The 17794-nt window shown below is 37.6% G+C and carries 20 protein-coding genes; 5 read left to right on the top strand and 15 right to left on the bottom strand.

Annotated features, from left to right (window positions below; translation table 11 throughout):
- Nucleotides 1-40: 40 nt before the first annotated feature.
- The 5 genes from ATZ35_RS09040 to ATZ35_RS09020 all read right to left on the bottom strand — a co-directional run bounded on the left by ATZ35_RS09040 (nt 41) and on the right by ATZ35_RS09020 (nt 4395).
- Complete coding sequence (locus tag ATZ35_RS09040; protein WP_208926958.1) at nt 41-1921, bottom strand: peptidoglycan D,D-transpeptidase FtsI family protein; 1881 nt, start codon at nt 1919-1921, stop codon at nt 41-43.
- Nucleotides 1922-2323 (bottom strand): cell division protein FtsL, encoded by a 402-nt coding sequence (gene ftsL, locus ATZ35_RS09035; protein ID WP_208926957.1) that lies wholly within the window; start codon nt 2321-2323, stop codon nt 1922-1924.
- Nucleotides 2324-2339: 16 nt separating this feature from the next.
- Nucleotides 2340-3299, bottom strand: a complete 960-nt coding sequence (gene rsmH, locus ATZ35_RS09030) for a 16S rRNA (cytosine(1402)-N(4))-methyltransferase RsmH (RefSeq protein WP_208926956.1) — start codon at nt 3297-3299, stop codon at nt 2340-2342.
- 13 nt (nt 3300-3312) lie between these two features.
- Entirely contained in the window at nt 3313-3744 is a 432-nt protein-coding gene (gene mraZ / locus ATZ35_RS09025; RefSeq protein ID WP_010762855.1) for a division/cell wall cluster transcriptional repressor MraZ, read from the bottom strand.
- Nucleotides 3745-4023: 279 nt separating this feature from the next.
- Nucleotides 4024-4395 carry a DUF3397 domain-containing protein gene (locus ATZ35_RS09020; RefSeq protein WP_086280127.1) on the bottom strand — a complete coding sequence of 124 codons (372 nt, stop codon included), beginning with the start codon at nt 4393-4395 and terminating at the stop codon, nt 4024-4026.
- Between the two features lie 184 nt (nt 4396-4579).
- Between ATZ35_RS09020 and ATZ35_RS09015 the strand changes: the two genes are divergently transcribed.
- Nucleotides 4580-5536: a magnesium transporter CorA family protein gene (locus ATZ35_RS09015; RefSeq protein WP_208926955.1), complete on the top strand. Its 957-nt coding sequence runs from the start codon at nt 4580-4582 to the stop codon at nt 5534-5536.
- A 71-nt stretch (nt 5537-5607) separates the two neighbouring features.
- Nucleotides 5608-5721, top strand: coding sequence for a DUF4044 domain-containing protein (locus ATZ35_RS09010; RefSeq protein ID WP_086280105.1), 114 nt, complete (start codon nt 5608-5610; stop codon nt 5719-5721).
- A gap of 145 nt (nt 5722-5866) precedes the next feature.
- Here ATZ35_RS09010 and recN read toward each other — a convergent pair whose 3' ends face one another.
- Together recN and ATZ35_RS09000 are read right to left on the bottom strand one after the other, a co-directional pair.
- The gene (gene recN / locus ATZ35_RS09005) at nt 5867-7558 is read right to left on the bottom strand and encodes a DNA repair protein RecN (protein WP_208926954.1); all 1692 of its coding nucleotides are present in this window, start codon (nt 7556-7558) and stop codon (nt 5867-5869) included.
- 17 nt (nt 7559-7575) lie between these two features.
- A complete protein-coding gene (locus tag ATZ35_RS09000; RefSeq protein WP_086280099.1) occupies nt 7576-8025 on the bottom strand; it encodes an arginine repressor in 450 nt (149 codons plus the stop codon).
- Between the two features lie 284 nt (nt 8026-8309).
- On the opposite strand from ATZ35_RS09000, the gene ATZ35_RS08995 reads away from it, so the two are divergent.
- On the top strand, nt 8310-8450 hold the full coding sequence (locus tag ATZ35_RS08995) for a hypothetical protein (RefSeq protein WP_208926953.1): 141 nt from the start codon (nt 8310-8312) through the stop codon (nt 8448-8450).
- A 6-nt stretch (nt 8451-8456) separates the two neighbouring features.
- Nucleotides 8457-9776, top strand: coding sequence for an NAD-dependent epimerase/dehydratase family protein (locus ATZ35_RS08990; RefSeq protein ID WP_208930454.1), 1320 nt, complete (start codon nt 8457-8459; stop codon nt 9774-9776).
- A 106-nt stretch (nt 9777-9882) separates the two neighbouring features.
- On the opposite strand, the gene ATZ35_RS08985 is transcribed toward ATZ35_RS08990, so the two are convergent.
- From ATZ35_RS08985 to ATZ35_RS08950, 8 genes are all read right to left on the bottom strand, one after another.
- On the bottom strand, nt 9883-10698 hold the full coding sequence (locus ATZ35_RS08985) for a TlyA family RNA methyltransferase (protein ID WP_208926952.1): 816 nt from the start codon (nt 10696-10698) through the stop codon (nt 9883-9885).
- Between the two features lie 13 nt (nt 10699-10711).
- On the bottom strand, nt 10712-11602 hold the full coding sequence (locus ATZ35_RS08980) for a polyprenyl synthetase family protein (RefSeq protein ID WP_208926951.1): 891 nt from the start codon (nt 11600-11602) through the stop codon (nt 10712-10714).
- A complete protein-coding gene (locus tag ATZ35_RS08975; RefSeq protein WP_086280090.1) occupies nt 11602-11841 on the bottom strand; it encodes an exodeoxyribonuclease VII small subunit in 240 nt (79 codons plus the stop codon). The genes ATZ35_RS08980 and ATZ35_RS08975 overlap by 1 nt, the downstream gene beginning before the upstream one ends.
- Before the next feature lie 4 nt (nt 11842-11845).
- Entirely contained in the window at nt 11846-13189 is a 1344-nt protein-coding gene (xseA, locus tag ATZ35_RS08970; RefSeq protein ID WP_208926950.1) for an exodeoxyribonuclease VII large subunit, read from the bottom strand.
- 9 nt (nt 13190-13198) lie between these two features.
- A complete protein-coding gene (locus ATZ35_RS08965; RefSeq protein ID WP_208926949.1) occupies nt 13199-14044 on the bottom strand; it encodes a bifunctional methylenetetrahydrofolate dehydrogenase/methenyltetrahydrofolate cyclohydrolase in 846 nt (281 codons plus the stop codon).
- Between the two features lie 473 nt (nt 14045-14517).
- The gene (gene nusB / locus ATZ35_RS08960; RefSeq protein ID WP_208926948.1) at nt 14518-14967 is read right to left on the bottom strand and encodes a transcription antitermination factor NusB; all 450 of its coding nucleotides are present in this window, start codon (nt 14965-14967) and stop codon (nt 14518-14520) included.
- Nucleotides 14960-15385: an Asp23/Gls24 family envelope stress response protein gene (locus ATZ35_RS08955; protein ID WP_086280076.1), complete on the bottom strand. Its 426-nt coding sequence runs from the start codon at nt 15383-15385 to the stop codon at nt 14960-14962. The genes nusB and ATZ35_RS08955 overlap by 8 nt, the downstream gene beginning before the upstream one ends.
- Before the next feature lie 335 nt (nt 15386-15720).
- Nucleotides 15721-16785, bottom strand: coding sequence for a M24 family metallopeptidase (locus ATZ35_RS08950; protein ID WP_208926947.1), 1065 nt, complete (start codon nt 16783-16785; stop codon nt 15721-15723).
- A 174-nt stretch (nt 16786-16959) separates the two neighbouring features.
- Here ATZ35_RS08950 and ATZ35_RS08945 point away from each other — a divergent pair, with 174 nt between their 5' ends.
- The gene (locus ATZ35_RS08945; protein ID WP_208926946.1) at nt 16960-17769 is read left to right on the top strand and encodes a metallophosphoesterase; all 810 of its coding nucleotides are present in this window, start codon (nt 16960-16962) and stop codon (nt 17767-17769) included.
- The last annotated feature ends 25 nt before the right edge of the window (nt 17770-17794 follow it).

Below are 17794 nucleotides of genomic sequence, written 5' to 3'. Positions count from 1 at the left end.
TTGACTCGTATTGGTCTACCTGTTATTCTACTAAACTTATTTATTTTGCTGGTTCTACTATTTTAGTTGATTCACTATCCATGGACTCCATCACCAATTTCATCAACGGATTGGCAATTTTTGCAAGTGCTTCTCTCGTATAAGTTTGTGGTTTTTTCATGGTTAGATACAAAATATATTCTGGATTTTCAGCAGGAACCATTTCTACAACAGAGTAAGTATAATCTGTTAACCCAGCCATATAACCATTTTCTCCTGTAATTTGCGCCGTCCCAGTTTTTGCAGCTACATGGTAGCCTGGAACTTTATAAACGTCATACGCAATACCATAATTTGGATCTTCTACTGTATCAATCATGTAAGTCCGTATATCGTTAGCTGCTTGCGGAGTGATTACTGGTTGTCCCACTTTTTCAGTTTGTGTGACTTTTTCTTCCCCAGTATCTTTATCAACGATTTTACTAATATATTGTGGTTTCACCATTGAACCGTCATTCGCTATTGCTGTATAAGCTTGCATCATTTGAAAGTTTGTAACAGAAACTGCTTGTCCAAATGATGACATTGCGATATCGACCCAGTTATCTCCTGGAAGTTCCCCAGCAGATTCACCTGCTAAACCTGAATTTGTTGATTTTCCAAAACCAAATTTTTCTAAATAGCTTTTCCAAATTTGACCTGTCGGATCCATCGCCTGTTCTAATGTAAGCATCCCAACATTACTAGACCAAGAAATCGCTTGACGGAAAGTTAAAGGCCCAACTGCTCCAAAATCATGATCATTTACTGTTCGATCATCTAATTTATAACCACCTGCTGGATAAGCGAATGTTGTATTTGGACTAAATTTGCCTTCCTGCATTGCTGCTGCTGCTGTGAAAAGTTTCATTGTAGAGCCTGGTTCAAATTTATCTTCGACCAATATATTCCGCCAGACAGTCTTGTCATTTAGCCCTTCTTTTGTTTCGGGATTGAAGGAAGGTCTTTGAGACATCGCTAGTATTTCACCTGTTTTGGCTTTCATCAACATTGCCGTCATATCCTCTGGTTTAAACTCTTCTACAACTGGATCTAGCAGTATTTCTAACTGACTTTGAATCCGAGAATCTAGGGTTGTGTATATATCTTTCCCATCAACTGCTTTTTTTTCATTCGCCACAGTTCCTGGTAACGGATTGCCGTAGACATCTTTTTCATACTCGATCTTACCGTCTTGACCACTCAAAATATCATTATACGATTCTTCTAAGCCCATTTTCCCTACGAGGCCTTTTGAATCGTCCTCTGCATCAGCTGAGTCAGTATACCCGATAAAGTGAGAAGCAAAAACACCATTCGGATAAATTCTTGCTGGATGACCTTCAAAATAAAGGCCTACTACTTTATTTTGTTTGAGCTCTTCTTCGATTTTTTGTCTCGTCTCTAAAGTGATATTTTTTCCTTTAGTACCAAACTCCACTTGGAATTTGACTGTTCCGTCTTCATTAACACCTTTATTGAGGAATCCTAAAGCTTCATCCTTCGTAAGCTCAGTATTTCTATCTAAAATTTCTGCTAGTGTTTGGAAATCTTTTTTCTGTGCGTACAGTTTTTTGTTTTCTTCACCTAAGTATGTTTCAGACAAAATCGCATAAACAGAATAAGATGTAGCATCTTCTGCGATAACTTGTCCATTTCGATCTAAAATGGCCCCTCTTTTTGCTTTGACCACACTACTGCCTTGATAAAGATTCGCTGTCTTTTCTGGCAAAGAAACTCCTGCAACTTTCCCAACAGCTACTATGTACGTTAATCTAAAGGCAAATAAAAAGAACAATCCAATACTCGTAGCAAATAAAATAATGCCTACTTTTTTACGATTGTTCATTGGATTTAAGTTCTTCTTTTTGACAAAATTCTTTATTTTATTTTTTATGCTCATTTATTTCACATTCCTTATACTATCAAGGTTATCTGAAAGCCCTTTGCTTTTTGCAACGTCCTTGATGCGATCTGCTTTTGATAGTTCATTTTTTTGTTGCTCTAATTTTAAGGCAGATTCTTCTTTCTCTTGGATCGTCGCTTGCGTTTCAGTAATTTCGTTTGTCATTTGTGTAATAGAAGTACGGACTTGAATGGTGAGAACAGCTATTCCAATAATCGCTACTAATAATAAAAAGCCGATTGTCTTTTCCAAAAGTGAGATATTTCTCAACTTCCTTTTCGGAGATTGGGGTAGGTCTACATTTTTCTGAACTTTTGGTTGATGTTCAGGTTCTGTGACTGGCTCCTCTATCACTGGAATGTCATATTGAAAATCTTCCATTTTTTTTAACTCAGCCATGTCGTTACCCCTTTCTTTATAAGTTTAATTTGACTTTTTCGGCAATTCTTAATTTAGCACTTCGTGAACGATTATTCTCAGCCAACTCAGTCTCACCTGGTAAAATTGGCTTTCTTGTTATTACTTTTAACTCTGGTTGAAACTCTTCTGGCACTACGGGTAGCCCAGGTGGTAGATCCTGCATCGTACTATATTCTTTAAACATGCTTTTTACGATTCGATCTTCTAGTGAATGAAACGTGATCACACTAATTCGACCGTTTTTATTTAATAAAGCAATAGCTTGTTCTAACGATTCTTCTACAACGCCAAGTTCATCATTTACCGCAATTCGAACGGCTTGGAAAATCCGTTTTGCCGGATGTCCACCTTTTCGCCTTGCTGGCGCTGGAATTGCTGCTTTGATGATGTCTACTAACTCACCAGTTGTTTCAATAGGAGCCTTTTCACGTACTCGCTCGATTTCTCTAGCAACTTGTTTAGAGAATTTTTCTTCTCCGTAACGGAAGAAAATCTTCACTAATTCATGATAGCTGTAATCATTGACCACATCATAAGCAGATAATGCTGCATCTTGATCCATCCGCATGTCTAACGGTGCATCCTGGTGATAACTGAATCCGCGCTCAGCCTCATCTAGCTGAGGAGAAGAGACACCTAAGTCGTATAAAATTCCATCGACTTGATCAATCCCATGATTCGCTAATTCTTCTTTTAAATGTCGAAAATTCGACTTGATAAAGGTCACCATGCCTTGATCAACATAATTTTTTAATCGTTGTGCTGCAAAATCCAATGCTTTTTGGTCTTGATCGAACGCGTACAAATGTCCTTGTTCGCTTAATTGAGAGAGTAGGTACTCGCTATGACCTGCACCGCCCAATGTGCAATCGACATAAATGCCGTCTTCTTTCACATGTAAGCCGTCAACTGTCTCTTTTAGTAAAACAGTATAGTGCTGAAACTCTTCCGTCATAATGCTCCTCTTTCTAAAAACCAAAATCAATCATTGTTTCTGCAATTTCATCAAAATTCTCTTCAGCTTCTGTAGAAAATTCTTGCCAACGGGCTTCATCCCAAATCTCAATTCGATTTGAAACGCCGATGATCACGCAAGCCTTCTCCAAACTGCCATGCGTTCTAAGCGCAGCAGGAATGTTGATCCTACCTTGCTTATCGATTTCACATTCAGTCGCAGCCGAATAAAAAAAGCGGACAAATGTACGGGCATCCTTTTTGGCCAGAGGCATTTCTTTTAGCTTCTCCTCTAATTGCTCCCATTCGGACATCGGATAACCAAATAAACAGCCATCCATTCCTCTTGTCACCACAAACTTCTCACCTAATTGGTCACGAAATTTAGCTGGTACGATGAGTCGGCCTTTGGCATCTATATTATGTTGAAATTCACCCATAAACATAGCCAATATTCCCCACTTTTCCACTTGATAGAAACAGTCTACCACATCCCGCCACTTTCTACCACCAAAAACAGTGAATCTTCCCTCATTTAATGGTTATTTAAAAAGTTTGTAATATTTCAATATGTACTCCTGTTTTTAAAAAAAGCGGTATCAACAGCTATCTAATTGCTTTTTAAAGGAATTTCCATACGTATTTTTACGTTTGATTTCTCATAAAAATATTACAAACAAAATAGGTGGGGAGTAGTGGGGAGTATCCGCCCACCCATTTTGTTTTTATGAAAAGTAATGGATGATATTTAGCAAAACAAGTACACCATATAAAATTAAACTCAGTAGAAATACTAAGCGCCAAAACATTTTAAAATATCTACCATAAAGGATCTCACCATAATAGTATGCTTGAAAAACAGCAACACAAATACCTAATAGTAAAACGGAGATGACCATATATGGGACGATCGATTGTCCATAACTATCTTTTGACAATTCATTTAATCCTATAAACAAAAATGGAATTGAAATATCTGGTGCTTTTACTTTAAAACGTTCTGTAAGCGAGAACGTTGAAATAATAAAATTACACGCAAATAAGACAATAACTGGAAAAACATACCAAAAGAGCATAATGACTGAAAACGACACCATTTCTTAACAATTCCTTTCGTAACACACTTTATTAACTATACTTTATTTTCTTTACACAGATGTTTCATTTCGTTTAAAACTTCGTGCCTAAATAATACTATTTCCCAAGGGCTTTATTCCCCAAAAATAAGCCAACTCCATTATAATAGAGTGAAATAGATTCTTAAAAAAATGAGGTGACCTTTTGATCAACTATTTAAAAATAGAAAATGGATTATTTACCCCATCCAAAACCGACACAGACGACACGATCTGGTTAGCTGTTGAAAAACCGACAGAAGAAGAAATCGCGCATTTAGTCACAACTTACAAACTTCCTAAAGATTATATCACAGGTGTCTTGGATGATGACGAAAATTCTCGTTTTGAGGGGCTTCATCAAAATGTATTGGAAGAACCTGCACTGATGCTCGTACAATATCCTCATGCTACGATTAGTCCTAGTGGCTATATGCAGTTGGATACATTTCCATTTGCAATCATTCTGACAACAGACGGAAAAGTGATTACTGTTATCAACAACTCCGCTGACTTTTTAAAAAAAGCACTCTCTACACCTGTTCCAGATATTGAACTGCCAATTCAAGAAACGCTTGTTTTATATTTATCATGGCATGTTTCTACATGCTACAACCGATTCTTAAAAGAATTGATTAAAGAAACGAATAAACTGGAAGGCGAATTGAAGGTTTCCACGGAGAATAGTCAGCTATATCAAATAATGGATATCCAAAAAAGTTTAGTTTATTTTGAATCAGCGATCAACTCTAATCTAGAAGTGTTAAATATGCTTTATAGTGCAAGTATTTTTAAAGATCCCAGAGCACATCTCCCTAGGCTTCACGATATTCTCGTTGAAACAAAACAAGCAGCAACTACAACGAGCATTCAGTTAAAACTTGTGGACAAAATCAGTGACACGTTTTCAGCGATTGTTTCAAATAACTTAAATAACGTTATGAAAATTTTAACTTCATTAACCATTGTTTTGACAATTCCCACAATCATTGGAGGTATTTTTGGTATGAATGTCAAATTACCTTTCGCAAATCGAGAAGATGCCTTTTTCTGGATTTTCATTATAACGACCGGAACATGTATCTTTGTGATTCGACGGCTAAAAAAACGAAACCTTTTGTAAAATTTCTAGTTGCTGATTTTAGTAAAACGATGTAAACTAGAGAAAGTAAAGAATAAGGATGTGTATAATCAATGAACGATAAAAAGACAAGTACTTTTTCTAAAGTCACTAAAATCGTTGTTTGGTTGATGCTAATTGCCATTGCTGGCTCAACAATTTTGACAGCTATCATGAGTTTACGATAATCAACTAAATAAACAGCAGAGAAGAAAAATTGATGTTAAACATCGTTTTTCTTCTCTATTTTTTTAATTCATTTTTACGTAATAAAACTCTTGATTGACCGCTATTTAACAGCAAGCCTCATCAAGAGTCAATTTGTTCACTTTGTTAATGTCTGCGTTCATTCTCCGCCATGTTCAATAGTTCTTTTGCATGCTCTGTTGTTAATTTCGTAATCTCACTTCCAGAAAGCATACGCGCAATCTCTGCTACGCGTTCATTTTGTTTTAGCCTTCTCACTTTCGTCTCAGTCCGCTCGCCAATGATTTCTTTTTCAATAAAATATTGATAATCTGCTACAGCCGCAACTTGAGGAAGATGCGTAATACATAGCACTTGTGAGTTTTTGGAGATTTGATAAATTTTATCTGCAATCGCTTGTGCAACGCGGCCGCTCACGCCTGTATCAACCTCATCAAAAACGATGCTAGTGATCCCTTGTGATTTAGAGAAGATTGTTTTCAACGCCAACATCACTCGAGAAAGTTCCCCGCCTGATGCCACTCTAACTAGAGGTTTCAGCGGTTCACCTGGGTTTGTTGTGATATAAAATTCAACTTGATCTAAACCTTCTTCAGTAAACTGCTCTTCTGCTAATTCAGTAAAACGAATATCAAACACTGTTCGTTCCATATACAACTCTTTTAATTCCCTCAAAATATTTTTTTCCAGTTTTTTCGCAATTTTTTTTCGGATCTCTCGTAGCTTCAAACCGTTTTCGACCACTCGATTCCGCTTTTCGATCAACAACGTTTCCAGTTCACCAGTCCGTCCTTCCAAGAAATCAGCATCGGCTAGTTCACGAGTGATTTCTTGATAATAGTCCAAAATGGATTCAATAGATTCTCCGTATTTTCTTTTCATTTGTCGAATCAATTCCAACCTTGTTTCCACATCATTTAGTCGATTTTCATCTAACTCTAAACTATCAATATGTCTTGACAAATCGCCGCTGGCTTCTTGTAAAAGGTAATAACTATTTTGAACAGCTTCTGATATTGCCTTGTATTCTGGATCTAGCGTCTCGATTGATAACAGCTCATTCATAGCATATCCGATTTTATCTAAACTGCTGTCACTATCTCCATTGATTGCACTATAGCTTGTCGCTAAGGCATCAGCGATTTTCTGGAAATTCCCCAGCTTGTTGCGTTCTTCAATCAATTGTTCTTCTTCACCCAAAACAAGTTCGGCTGCCGCGATTTCATCACTTTGGAATTGCAGCATATCCATACGCTGAGCAAATTCTTTTTCATTTTTTTGACGATTTCTGACTTTCTTTTCGATCATGCGGTATTCTGAATAGCTTCCTTCATACTGCTCTTTTATTTTTAGTAACTCTTTCCCACCAAAATCATCTAACATACCTAGATGTTTCTCACTTTGCATTAGTTCTTGGTGTTCGTTTTGACCATGGATATCAACTAAAAATTCACCGACTTTACGTAAATTCGCAATATTAATGATCCGACCATTAACTCGGCAAACATTTTTACCTGAAGTTGATATATCACGTTGAATCACGATCGACTCTTCATCTGTTTCGATCCCTAATTCATCTAAAAGAGCAATCAATTCTTGGTTTTTAGGCATCGTAAACAACCCTTCCAGCGTGCATTTAGAAGCACCTTGACGGATATAATCACTTGATCCTCGACCACCTGTCAGCAATCCCATTGCATCAATAATGATTGATTTACCTGCTCCGGTCTCCCCGGTTAAAACCGTCATACCCATCTGAAATTCTAATTGCAGCGAAGATATGATTGCAAAATTCTTTACAGAAAGTTCTTGCAGCATTTTTATTCACCTCCGTTTTATAAATATCGGAAAAATTCATTTTTTAAAAACTCAGCATCTTTTTCAGTTCTAGCAATAATCAACACACTGTCATCATCGTTGATCGCCGCAAAGACGATTTCTTTGTAATGCTTTTCGATTAGGTTAGAAGATGCTGCAGCATTCCCTGGTATAGTACGCAAAATAACCTGCTTTTCCATTTGATCAACTGAAACAAATGCATCTTTCATTAATTTTTCCAACTTTATCGATGTATCTTCTTTAGTTTCAGCTGGAATACTATAGCGATAACCACCATCTATCGAAGGCACTTTAATCAATTTCATTTCCTTAATATCACGAGAAATCGTTGCCTGAGTCACTTCTATGCCTTTTTCTTCCAGATATGTAACAAAATCTTCTTGTTTTTGGATATTTTTATCAGCTAATAAACGAGTAATCAGACGATGCCGATCTTTTTTCCTCATAATAATATGCCCCTTTTTCGATTGATTTCCATTTTATCATAGCGTATTTTTATTCATTTTGAAAGTCTAAAAGCTAAGAAAACAACATCCTCACATGCACTCTTCACCTTAATGCTAAATAAAAAATCGACTGAAAGCAAATTACCTAGGACTTATCTACATATAAGACACTTCCAACACTTAAAGAAACGCTTAAACTCCCCCAGTAAAAATAGTTCAGCTATTGACAAACATAACTAGAAAACGCTAACATTAAAAACAGATTAAGGAAGGAAGCGAGTTTTATGAAGAAAAAAAGAGTGTTTGTTACGGGTACAACAGGAACAATGGGTGGTGAAACCATGAAACAACTTTTAAATCGATCAGACCGTTTTCAAGTCGTCACCCTTGCAAGAGATTCAGAAAAAAACCGTACATTTATGTAACAGTATATTGATAATCCTGATTTAGAAGTTCATTGGGGCGACTTAGTAAACTATGATGACGTCTTAGAATGTGTCACTGGCTGCGATTTTGTGATCCATTGTGCCGCTTTCGTCTCGCCTTCAGCTGATCGATATCCAGCTGAAGCGATGAAAATCAATTATGGCGGAACGCTCAATCTAATTCAAGCAATTTTAGCTCAACCAAACAAAGATGACATTAAATTAGTGAATATCGGAACAGTAGCGGAAACTGGCGATAGAATGGCTCCTATTCATTGGGGGCGTGTTGGCGATCCCTTAAAACCTAGTGTTCATGATTATTACGCTGTTTCAAAAATCGCTGCTGAACGTGCTGTCATCGAATCTGGAATTAAACATTGGGTATCTTTACGTCAGACCGGGATCATGTCGATCAAAGAATTTAGTTTAAATGATGGAATTGCTTTCCATCAGCCTTTAAACAATGTCTTAGAATGGGTCACAGATCACGATTCAGGTGTCCTTTGCGCTAACGCTTGCGAAGATTGGGTCGATACTGACTTTTGGGGGCATGTTTATAATATCGGTGGTGGTGAGGACTGTCGAAATACAAGCTATGAGCTGATGTCTGCCATGATGAAGGAAATCGGCGTTGAACAGTTTAAAGAAGTTTGCGAGCCTAATTGGTATGCTACCCATAACTTTCACGGTCAATGGTATTTAGACTCTGATAATTTAAATGACTTCCTACATTTCCGATCTCAAACAACAAAAGACTTTGTTCGTTACTATGGAAAAGTTATGCGAGAGCAAGCTGCTCAGCAAACACCTGAAAACACACCCGTTATGAGTAGCAAGCAACTTGCTGCCATGCTGAAACAAACGAATGAACAAGTTGCATTAACAGATACTGGAACTTTACATTGGCTGATCCATAATCAAGAAGAACAAGTGGATCCATTCTTTATCTCAAAAGAACAGTGGGCTAAAATTCCTGGTTGGGATCGTTTTGTTCTATATCGACCAGAAGGAGAAGCTATTTGGTTGGATCATGGTTATGATGAATCAAAACCTAAAACAGAATTATCTTTAACTGATTTACAGCAGGCTGCAAAGTTTAGAGGTGGAGAATGTTTGTCAGAATCAATGACATCTGGTGATTGGACAACTAAACTAGACTTTACATGCCATTCAGAGCACCATTTTTCAGCCAGTCCACGTTTGGTTTTAGAAGGTGGGCATTGGTGCGATGAATGTGAAAGAAGTAGTTGGAATTATCATGAACTAGCAAAACATAGTCCTTTCTTCGCTCAAGTTTGGTACCCTCTTCACGATAAATCTGAATAAACACATGAGTATAAAAAATATGTAAAAGATACTGATATAACAGCTACTTCTAAATTTTAGATAATAAAACTCTGGCACACGATAGAGATTCGTTGCCAGAGTCTTTTTATTTTTTCAATTGCTGATGTGCGGTCGCAACAACTTCTTCGATATTTACAGTATCTTCAACGACCCCTTCACCTTCTACCGAAGTCAAATAAGCTAAAAACTCGATATTTCCTTCTCCACCAGTAATCGGTGAGAAATCCAATCCACTGATAGTATACCCATGCTTTTGAGCAAACGAAAGAATTTCATTCAAAACAAATGTATGGGTTTCTGGTTCACGAACGATCCCTTTTTTCCCAACTAACTCTTTACCTGCCTCAAACTGAGGTTTGATCAGTGCAACTACCTTACCGCCTGGTTTCAAGATTTTGTGCAATGGAGGTAAAATCAATTTAAGCGAAATAAATGATACATCAATAGTTGCGATATCCGGCACACCTTCATTGAAATCTTCTGGCGTACTATACCGGAAATTGGTCCGCTCCATAACTACTACTCGTTCATCTTGACGAATTTTCCAAGCTAACTGATTATAGCCGACATCCAGTGCATAGCTCAAACGAGCACCATTTTGTAATGCTACATCAGTAAAGCCACCTGTTGAAGAACCGATATCTAACATCGTTTTGCCCGACACATCTAATTCGAACACCTCTAAGGCCTTCTCCAATTTCAAACCACCACGGGAAACATATTGCAACGTCTGTCCTTTTACGTGAAGCGGTGTTTCAATCAAGATTTTTTCACCTGGTTTGTCTAATCGTTCATTTTTATCGTTATAAACCAATCCTGCCATCACTGCCCGTTTGGCTTTTTCTCTTGTTTCAAATAATCCTTGAGTAAACGCTAAAATATCTACGCGCTCTTTCTTCATAAGTGCCTTCTTTCTATCCTAAACGCAATTGTTCTACTAGTTCTTGTAATAATTCTGAATGAAATTCTGAGCTTGTTTGTCTGATTAACTCTAAAACATCACTTCCCATTGACAATTGCTCTGTCAAGGCTTCCTTTGCACCTGCTAATCCAAGCAGGCTAGGATAAGTGCTTTTGTTTAAAGCTTCATCCCGTCCAACCTGTTTACCTAGGGCTTCTTCTGAACTCGTAGCATCCAACAGGTCATCTTTGATCTGAAATGCTAACCCTAGATGCTGGGCAAAGACACCTAATAAATTGACAACTTCTTCCGGTTGATTTGCTAGGATTCCACCAGCTAAAAGAGCAAACTCAATCAAAGCACCTGTTTTCTTTTCGTGAACTGCTGCTAACTCGCTTAATGTTAATAAACGATCCTCGCCTTGCAAATCACCCGCTTGTCCCGCAACCATTCCTTGTGTGCCTGAGGCTTTACTTAATAGTTGGATCAATAGTACTTTCTGATTCGCTTCTATTTGGCTAAGAGCTAATAATTGAAATGCTGCAGTAAGCAAACCATCACCAGCTAAAATTGCATGGGCTTCGCCAAATACTTTATGATTCGTTGGCTTGCCTCGCCTTAGATCATCATCATCCATTGCCGGCAAATCATCATGGATCAACGAATAAGTATGAACCATTTCCAGCGCTGCTCCAACTTGATAATCGTGGGTTTGTGCTTCTTTATTAAAAGAACGGAGAACTGCTAAAACAAGTAACGGGCGAAATCGTTTGCCGCCGGCTCTAATTGAATACAACATAGCCTCTTTCAAGCGCTCATTTGCAGTGTAATCATCGATAAAGTTTTCCATTTCCTTTTCAATAAGCGGTAAACTCTGCTTACGAAAATCAGTGAAAGCCTCCATCAATTTTCCTCACTTTCTTCAAAGGCAACTTCTTCATTATTTTCAGTCATCACTTTCGTTAATGTCTTTTCAGCTTTTTCCAAAGTATCCTGACACTGTTTACTTAAAACCATCCCTTCTTGAAAAGCGGCTAACGCTTCCTCTAAAGGTACATCGCCACGCTCTAAACGTTGAACGATTTCTTCTAACTCAGTTAATGATTCTTCAAATGTCTTTTCGACTGCTTTTTCTTTAGCCATCTTTTTACTCCTCTTCAGCAGGTGTTATTTTTTCAATCACCGTATCTACAATACCATCTACATAATGGATTTGAATTTTTTCTTTTGTCTTCAGTTCATTGACGGACTTCACTACTTGTTGTTCTTTCGTTGTATAACTATAGCCTCGACCCATGATTTTTAACGGACTTAGCAAATCCAGTTGTTGTACAGCAGAAGTAAATTGTTTTTCTTTATCTTTCATGTATTGTTCCATACGATCATGAAGTGTTTTACTCAAAAACGTTAGTTGCTGCTGCCCTTCTCTGATTTGCCCCTGAGGTGTTTGCTGTTTGAACTGCGCAATGATTTCTTGAGCTATCCGTTGTTTTTGATGATAAACGGTTTCCATCGATTGCGTCAAGCGTTGCGTGATCCGATCCAGTTTAATTGTTTGCCCTTCATATAGACGATCAGGCTGTTTGAATACATATGAATTTTTCAACCGTTGGTAACGTTCATTTTTTTGTTGTAATTGGTAAAGGAAACTTTGTTCTAAACGTGTTTGTCGTTCTTTGATTTTCAGCAGTTCTTCGTTTAAAACAGGTACGGCCAACTCTGCTGCGGCAGTTGGCGTTGCGGCTCTTACATCTGCGACCATATCAGCAATCGTCACATCAGTTTCATGACCAACTGAAGAAATAACCGGTGTTTGCGCCTGATAAATCGCTCTGGCAACTCGTTCCTCATTAAATGGCCACAAATCTTCAATCGAACCACCACCTCGTCCAATGATCATCGTGTCAAAATTCCCCAGCTCTTCTATCCGCTGAATATTGCGAACAATATCATCTGCTGCCTTATCGCCTTGAACTAAGGTCGGAAACAAAACAAGTTGAGCGATCGGGTATCTTCGTTTGACTGTGGTGATAATGTCTCGGATAACGGCACCACTAGGACTAGTAATAACTGCAATTCGTTTAGGATAGCGCGGCAGTATTTTTTTTGGTCCCTCAAATAAACCTTCTTTCCCTAACTTCTCACGTAATTCAGCTAACGCTTGGTACAGCGCACCAACTCCGTCTGGCTCCATATGTTCTACATAAATTTGATATGAACCACCGCTTTCATATAGCGAAATCCGGCCGACTAGCAATACTTTCATGCCTTCTTTGGGTTGGAATTTTAATTTTTGAAAAGCCGATTTAAACATGATCGCAGAGATTTTCGCACCATCATCTTTGATACTAAAATATTGATGAGCATTTGGCCTCATTCGAAAGTTCGAAATTTCACCCGTTAAATAAACTCGTTCCAAGTATGGATCAGCATCGAATTTACGTTTTAGATATTTGGTTAAAGCTGTCACTGTTAAATATTGCTGCTCCATCTTCTCACCTTACTTTTGTTTTTTAGCGGCTTCTACCGTTTGATACATCAGCATAGTAATGGTCATCGGTCCAACACCTTTTGGCACTGGTGTGATAAAACTTGCAATCGGTGCAACCTCATCGAATTTTACATCACCAATTAACTTGCCATTAGCATCTCGATTCATCCCAACGTCAATTACAACTGCACCCGGTTTGACGAACTCTTTTGTCACAAAATGACCGCGACCAATTGCCACGACTAAAATATCCGCTTCTCTGGCGACTGCGGGCAAGTCAACTGTTCTTGAATGAGCGATCGTAACAGTCGCATTCTTCATCATCATTAATTGTGCCATTGGTTTTCCCACAATATTGCTACGCCCAATCACAACTGCTCGTTTGCCCTCTAAATCAATGTTGTACGCTTCAAACATTTTCATGATGCCATATGGTGTACATGGAATCATTGTTGGTTCACCAATAAATAAATGCCCCATGTTCATGGGGTGGAAACCATCGACATCTTTATTAGGGTCAACTGCTAACAATACTTTTTCTTCATCAATATGTTTTGGCAATGGTAATTGAACCAGTATTCCATGATAATCTGCATCTTGATTATATTGTTCAATCACAGTTAATAGATCTGCTTCTGAGATCGTTTCAGGCAAGCGTTCGATTTTCGAGCGAATCCCGATTTTAGCTGCGGCTAAATCTTTATTTTTCACATACGTTTGACTTGCTTGATTTTCACCTACTAATAAAACAACTAAACCTGGACGAATGCTTTTTTTTTCAAGTTCTTGCACTTCTTCTTTGATTTGTGCTTGCATTCTATCTGCTAGTTCACGACCGTTGATTAACTCTCCCATAAGACCACTCCTCTTTTTTTGTTTATATTCTTTTATTTTAGCATATTTCAGCAAGTCTTAACACTCTATAATCTTTATCTCCTTGAATTACTTCTCTTGCTTTGTACACCTTGTATTGTTCATCATCTACTCTGGCGGAGCCAGTCGTAGTCCTTCAATTCTTAGAGCTTTAGCTCTTAAAAATTGATGCATTCGTTGTAACCGAAACGTAGTGGAGTCATTCACTAGTAAGGTTACTTCTCTCCCTTTGGTCGCCAAGTATTGTTCATCATCTACTCTGGCAGAGCCAGTCGTAGTCCTTCAATTCTTAGAGCTTTAGCTCTTAAAAATTGATGCATTCGTTGTAACCGAAACGTAGTGGAGTCATTCACTAGTAAGGTTACTTCTCTCCCTTTGGTCGCCAAGTATTGTTCATCATCTACTCTGGCGGAGCCAGTCGTAGTGATTCACAACAAAAAAGATTCAAAGTATTTCTACTTTGAATCAATATCTTTCAGTACATTGGCTAAAACACCATTAACAAATTTTCTTGAACGATCATCGCTATATTTTTTAGCTAATTCGATCGCTTCATCTAAAGCAACCGTGTTAGGTACATCCCCAACATAAAGCATTTCAAAAATAGCCATACGTAAAATAATCAGATCCATTTTAGCAATACGAGTGATCGACCAGTTATTTCCTAAATGTTTTTTGATAATCTCGTCTAGTTCTGCTTTTCGATCACAAACGCCGCCCACCAATAAATCTAAGTAAGTGGGGACAAATTCTTCCCCATCTTCACTAATAATTTCTTGATTATCTAACTCCAATGCATAAGAAATCGCATCTTGTTTTGTTAAGTCAACATTAAAATCTAAAGGAAATAGCGCTTGTAGCGCTTTTTCACGAATCTCGTGACGAGTGAAACTTGGCTTACTCATTTTCGCCCTCATCTTCTGGGAATAATTCATCAAAATCAGGTTCTGGAAGTTTTTCTGGAACTACTGCTACGACATGAATATTTACTTCTACCAAATCGATATCCGTCATGAACAACACTTGCTGTTTCACACGGTCTTGCATCTCTAACGCTACTTTAGGTACTGAAATACCATAATTTAAATAGCAATAAATATCGACTTTCAAGCCTTCTTCTTCTGCTCTTAAATAAACGCCCTTACCGTGAGCAGCACGGCCTAAAAATTCTGTTACATTATTAGCAAATGTCCCACGCATACCGTAGACACCTTCTACTTTAGATGCTGCAATACCAATAATGACTTCAATTACTTCCGGCGCAATGACAATTTCGCCTAAAGAATCTTTTGTATTGATTACTAGATTTTTTTCGTCAGTCATTTTAATCCTCCTTATAATATAGGTAACAATGTTCCACTTTTAGCTTTTTTCCGAAGACCTTCAAGCCTTTGAGCTTTAGCTCTTAGAAATTGATGAGATCGAAGCAGAGCGCAGTGCTAGCCCGCGAAACTAGATAACAATGTAAGTAACATTCACTGAATCATCAAGGTTTTCACCCATTTACCTACCTAAGTTTACATTCACACCTAGTTTATCATTAATTAGCTTGTTTCGCTACCAAAAAAACTATGAGAAAATTCGTCGAAAACGGTTTATATGCAAAAATTGATTACAGCCAAGCGCCCCACCGTTTTTTTCACTAATCTAGCATTTTTTTATAAGATGATCAATTCTTTAGGTGAGTGCGTTAATACACGGTTTCCTTTTTCCGTGATCAATAAATCATCTTCGATTCTAACGCCACCAAGTCCAGCTAAATAAATACCTGGTTCATCCGTAATCACATTTCCTGGCACAAATTGTTGATCTGCTCTGAAGGAAACATTCGGACCTTCATGGATTTCTAACCCAATTCCGTGCCCTGTGCTATGTCCAAAGGCTTCGCCATATCCATAAGAGGCAATATGATCACGCGCAATCGCATCTAGTTGAATACCCGTTAAACCAGGTTTTGCTTCATCTAAGACTTTTAATTGCGCCTCTAGAACGATTTGATAAATATCTTTTAGTTTACTATCTGGTTCACCAATGGCAAAGGTTCTTGTCATATCTGAAACATAGCCTTCATAATAACAGCCAAAATCTAACGTGATCAAATCCCCTTTTTCGATGACTTTTTGACTTGCCACACCATGAGGCATCGCAGAACGAACCCCACTTGCGACGATTGTTTCAAAAGAGACACCAGAAGCCCCTAAAGAACGCATGTAAAAATCTAATTGGTTGGCAATTTCAATTTCTGTCATTCCTGGTTTGATCATCGTTAAGATATGTTTAAACCCAAGATCTGCAATGCTACATGCTTTTTCAATGATTGCAATTTCTTCTTCATCTTTCACTTCACGCAATTCTTCTATCAAGCCAACTACTGGGATCAAGTCGCAAGGCGTGATTTCTTCTAATAAACTGTATTCTGCAAAACTCACAAAAGCTTCTTCAAACGCAATATTATCTAACTGCTCTTTTTCCGCAATTGCTACGACTTCATCATAGATTGGACCAGAATTTTGAATGATTTCAAATCCTTGTGCTTGTGCCGCAGCTTGTTCTGTATAACGAAAATCAGTAACAAAAAAGGCTTTATCTAAAGTAATCACAGCTAATCCCGTTGTTCCAGTGAAATTTGTTAAATAACGCAAATTGTACGGACTTGTTACTAAAATTCCTGAAAGATCATTTTTTTTCATTAATGCTCTTAATTTATTTACTCTTACCATCATTTTTTCATCCTTCTTTCCAAAATAAGTTCTTCTTTATTATAGCAAATAATGATTTTGAAAAACACCGAAGACACACAACCTCTAAATTATTCTAAAGTTTCTCCATTTTCTAGTCGATATTTACCTTTTTTTAAGCTATATCCGTTATAGTAAAATTCGAAAGTGAGGTCAACAATGAAAAAAAGATCTATTGTCTACTTATTTTTATTCGCCATTATTGGCATGGTCCTCTATGCCTTTTTTATAGAACCAAAAAGAATCGTTACCCATCATTATACAGTGGGGACTAACGATGGACAAAAACCTGTCAAAATTGTTCAACTCTCAGATATTCACATTCAAGAGAACTATTCTACGACACAATTAGAAAAAATCGTAACAAAAGTCAACAATGAACAACCTGATATGATTTTATTCACCGGTGATTTATTTGATAACTATGCAAAATACGGACCTGCTGAAGAGGTTATTGCAGCATTCGATCGCTTGTCAGCCCCTTTAGGAAAATATGCTGTTTGGGGAAACCATGATTACGGCGGTGGAGCGGCTCACGCTTATCCAGAAATTTTAGCGGCATCTGGTTTTCAATTATTGGAAAACTCGGGAGTCAACGTTCCTTTGTCTAATGGAAAATCAGTCTATATCGGCGGTTTGGATGATTCTATGTTAGGTAACTCCTTGATTGAAGAAACATTAGCTGGCCGACAAAGCGACTACACGATTTTAATGAGCCATGAGCCAGATAAAGCTGATGATGTATTAGACCATGATATTCAACTAATTTTAGCTGGACATAGTCACGGAGGACAAGTTAAACTACCTTTTTTTACAATCAAAAATGCGCTGGCCGAAAAATATTATGATGGCTTTTATAGTTTAGCTAATGAGACAACTTTGTATGTTAATACAGGTTTAGGTACAACAAAAATTCCGGCACGTTTTAGAGTACCACCGGAAATTGCAGTTTTTGATCTTTATGTTTAATTTTTACAAACGAGTAGAGCTTGGG

The sequence above is a fragment of the Enterococcus rotai genome (genome assembly GCF_001465345.1).
In the GTDB taxonomy this organism is placed as follows: Bacteria; Bacillota; Bacilli; order Lactobacillales; family Enterococcaceae; genus Enterococcus_L; species Enterococcus_L rotai.
Note: the sequence above shows the minus strand (reverse complement) of the source record. Positions and strands in the feature narration are given on the sequence as shown.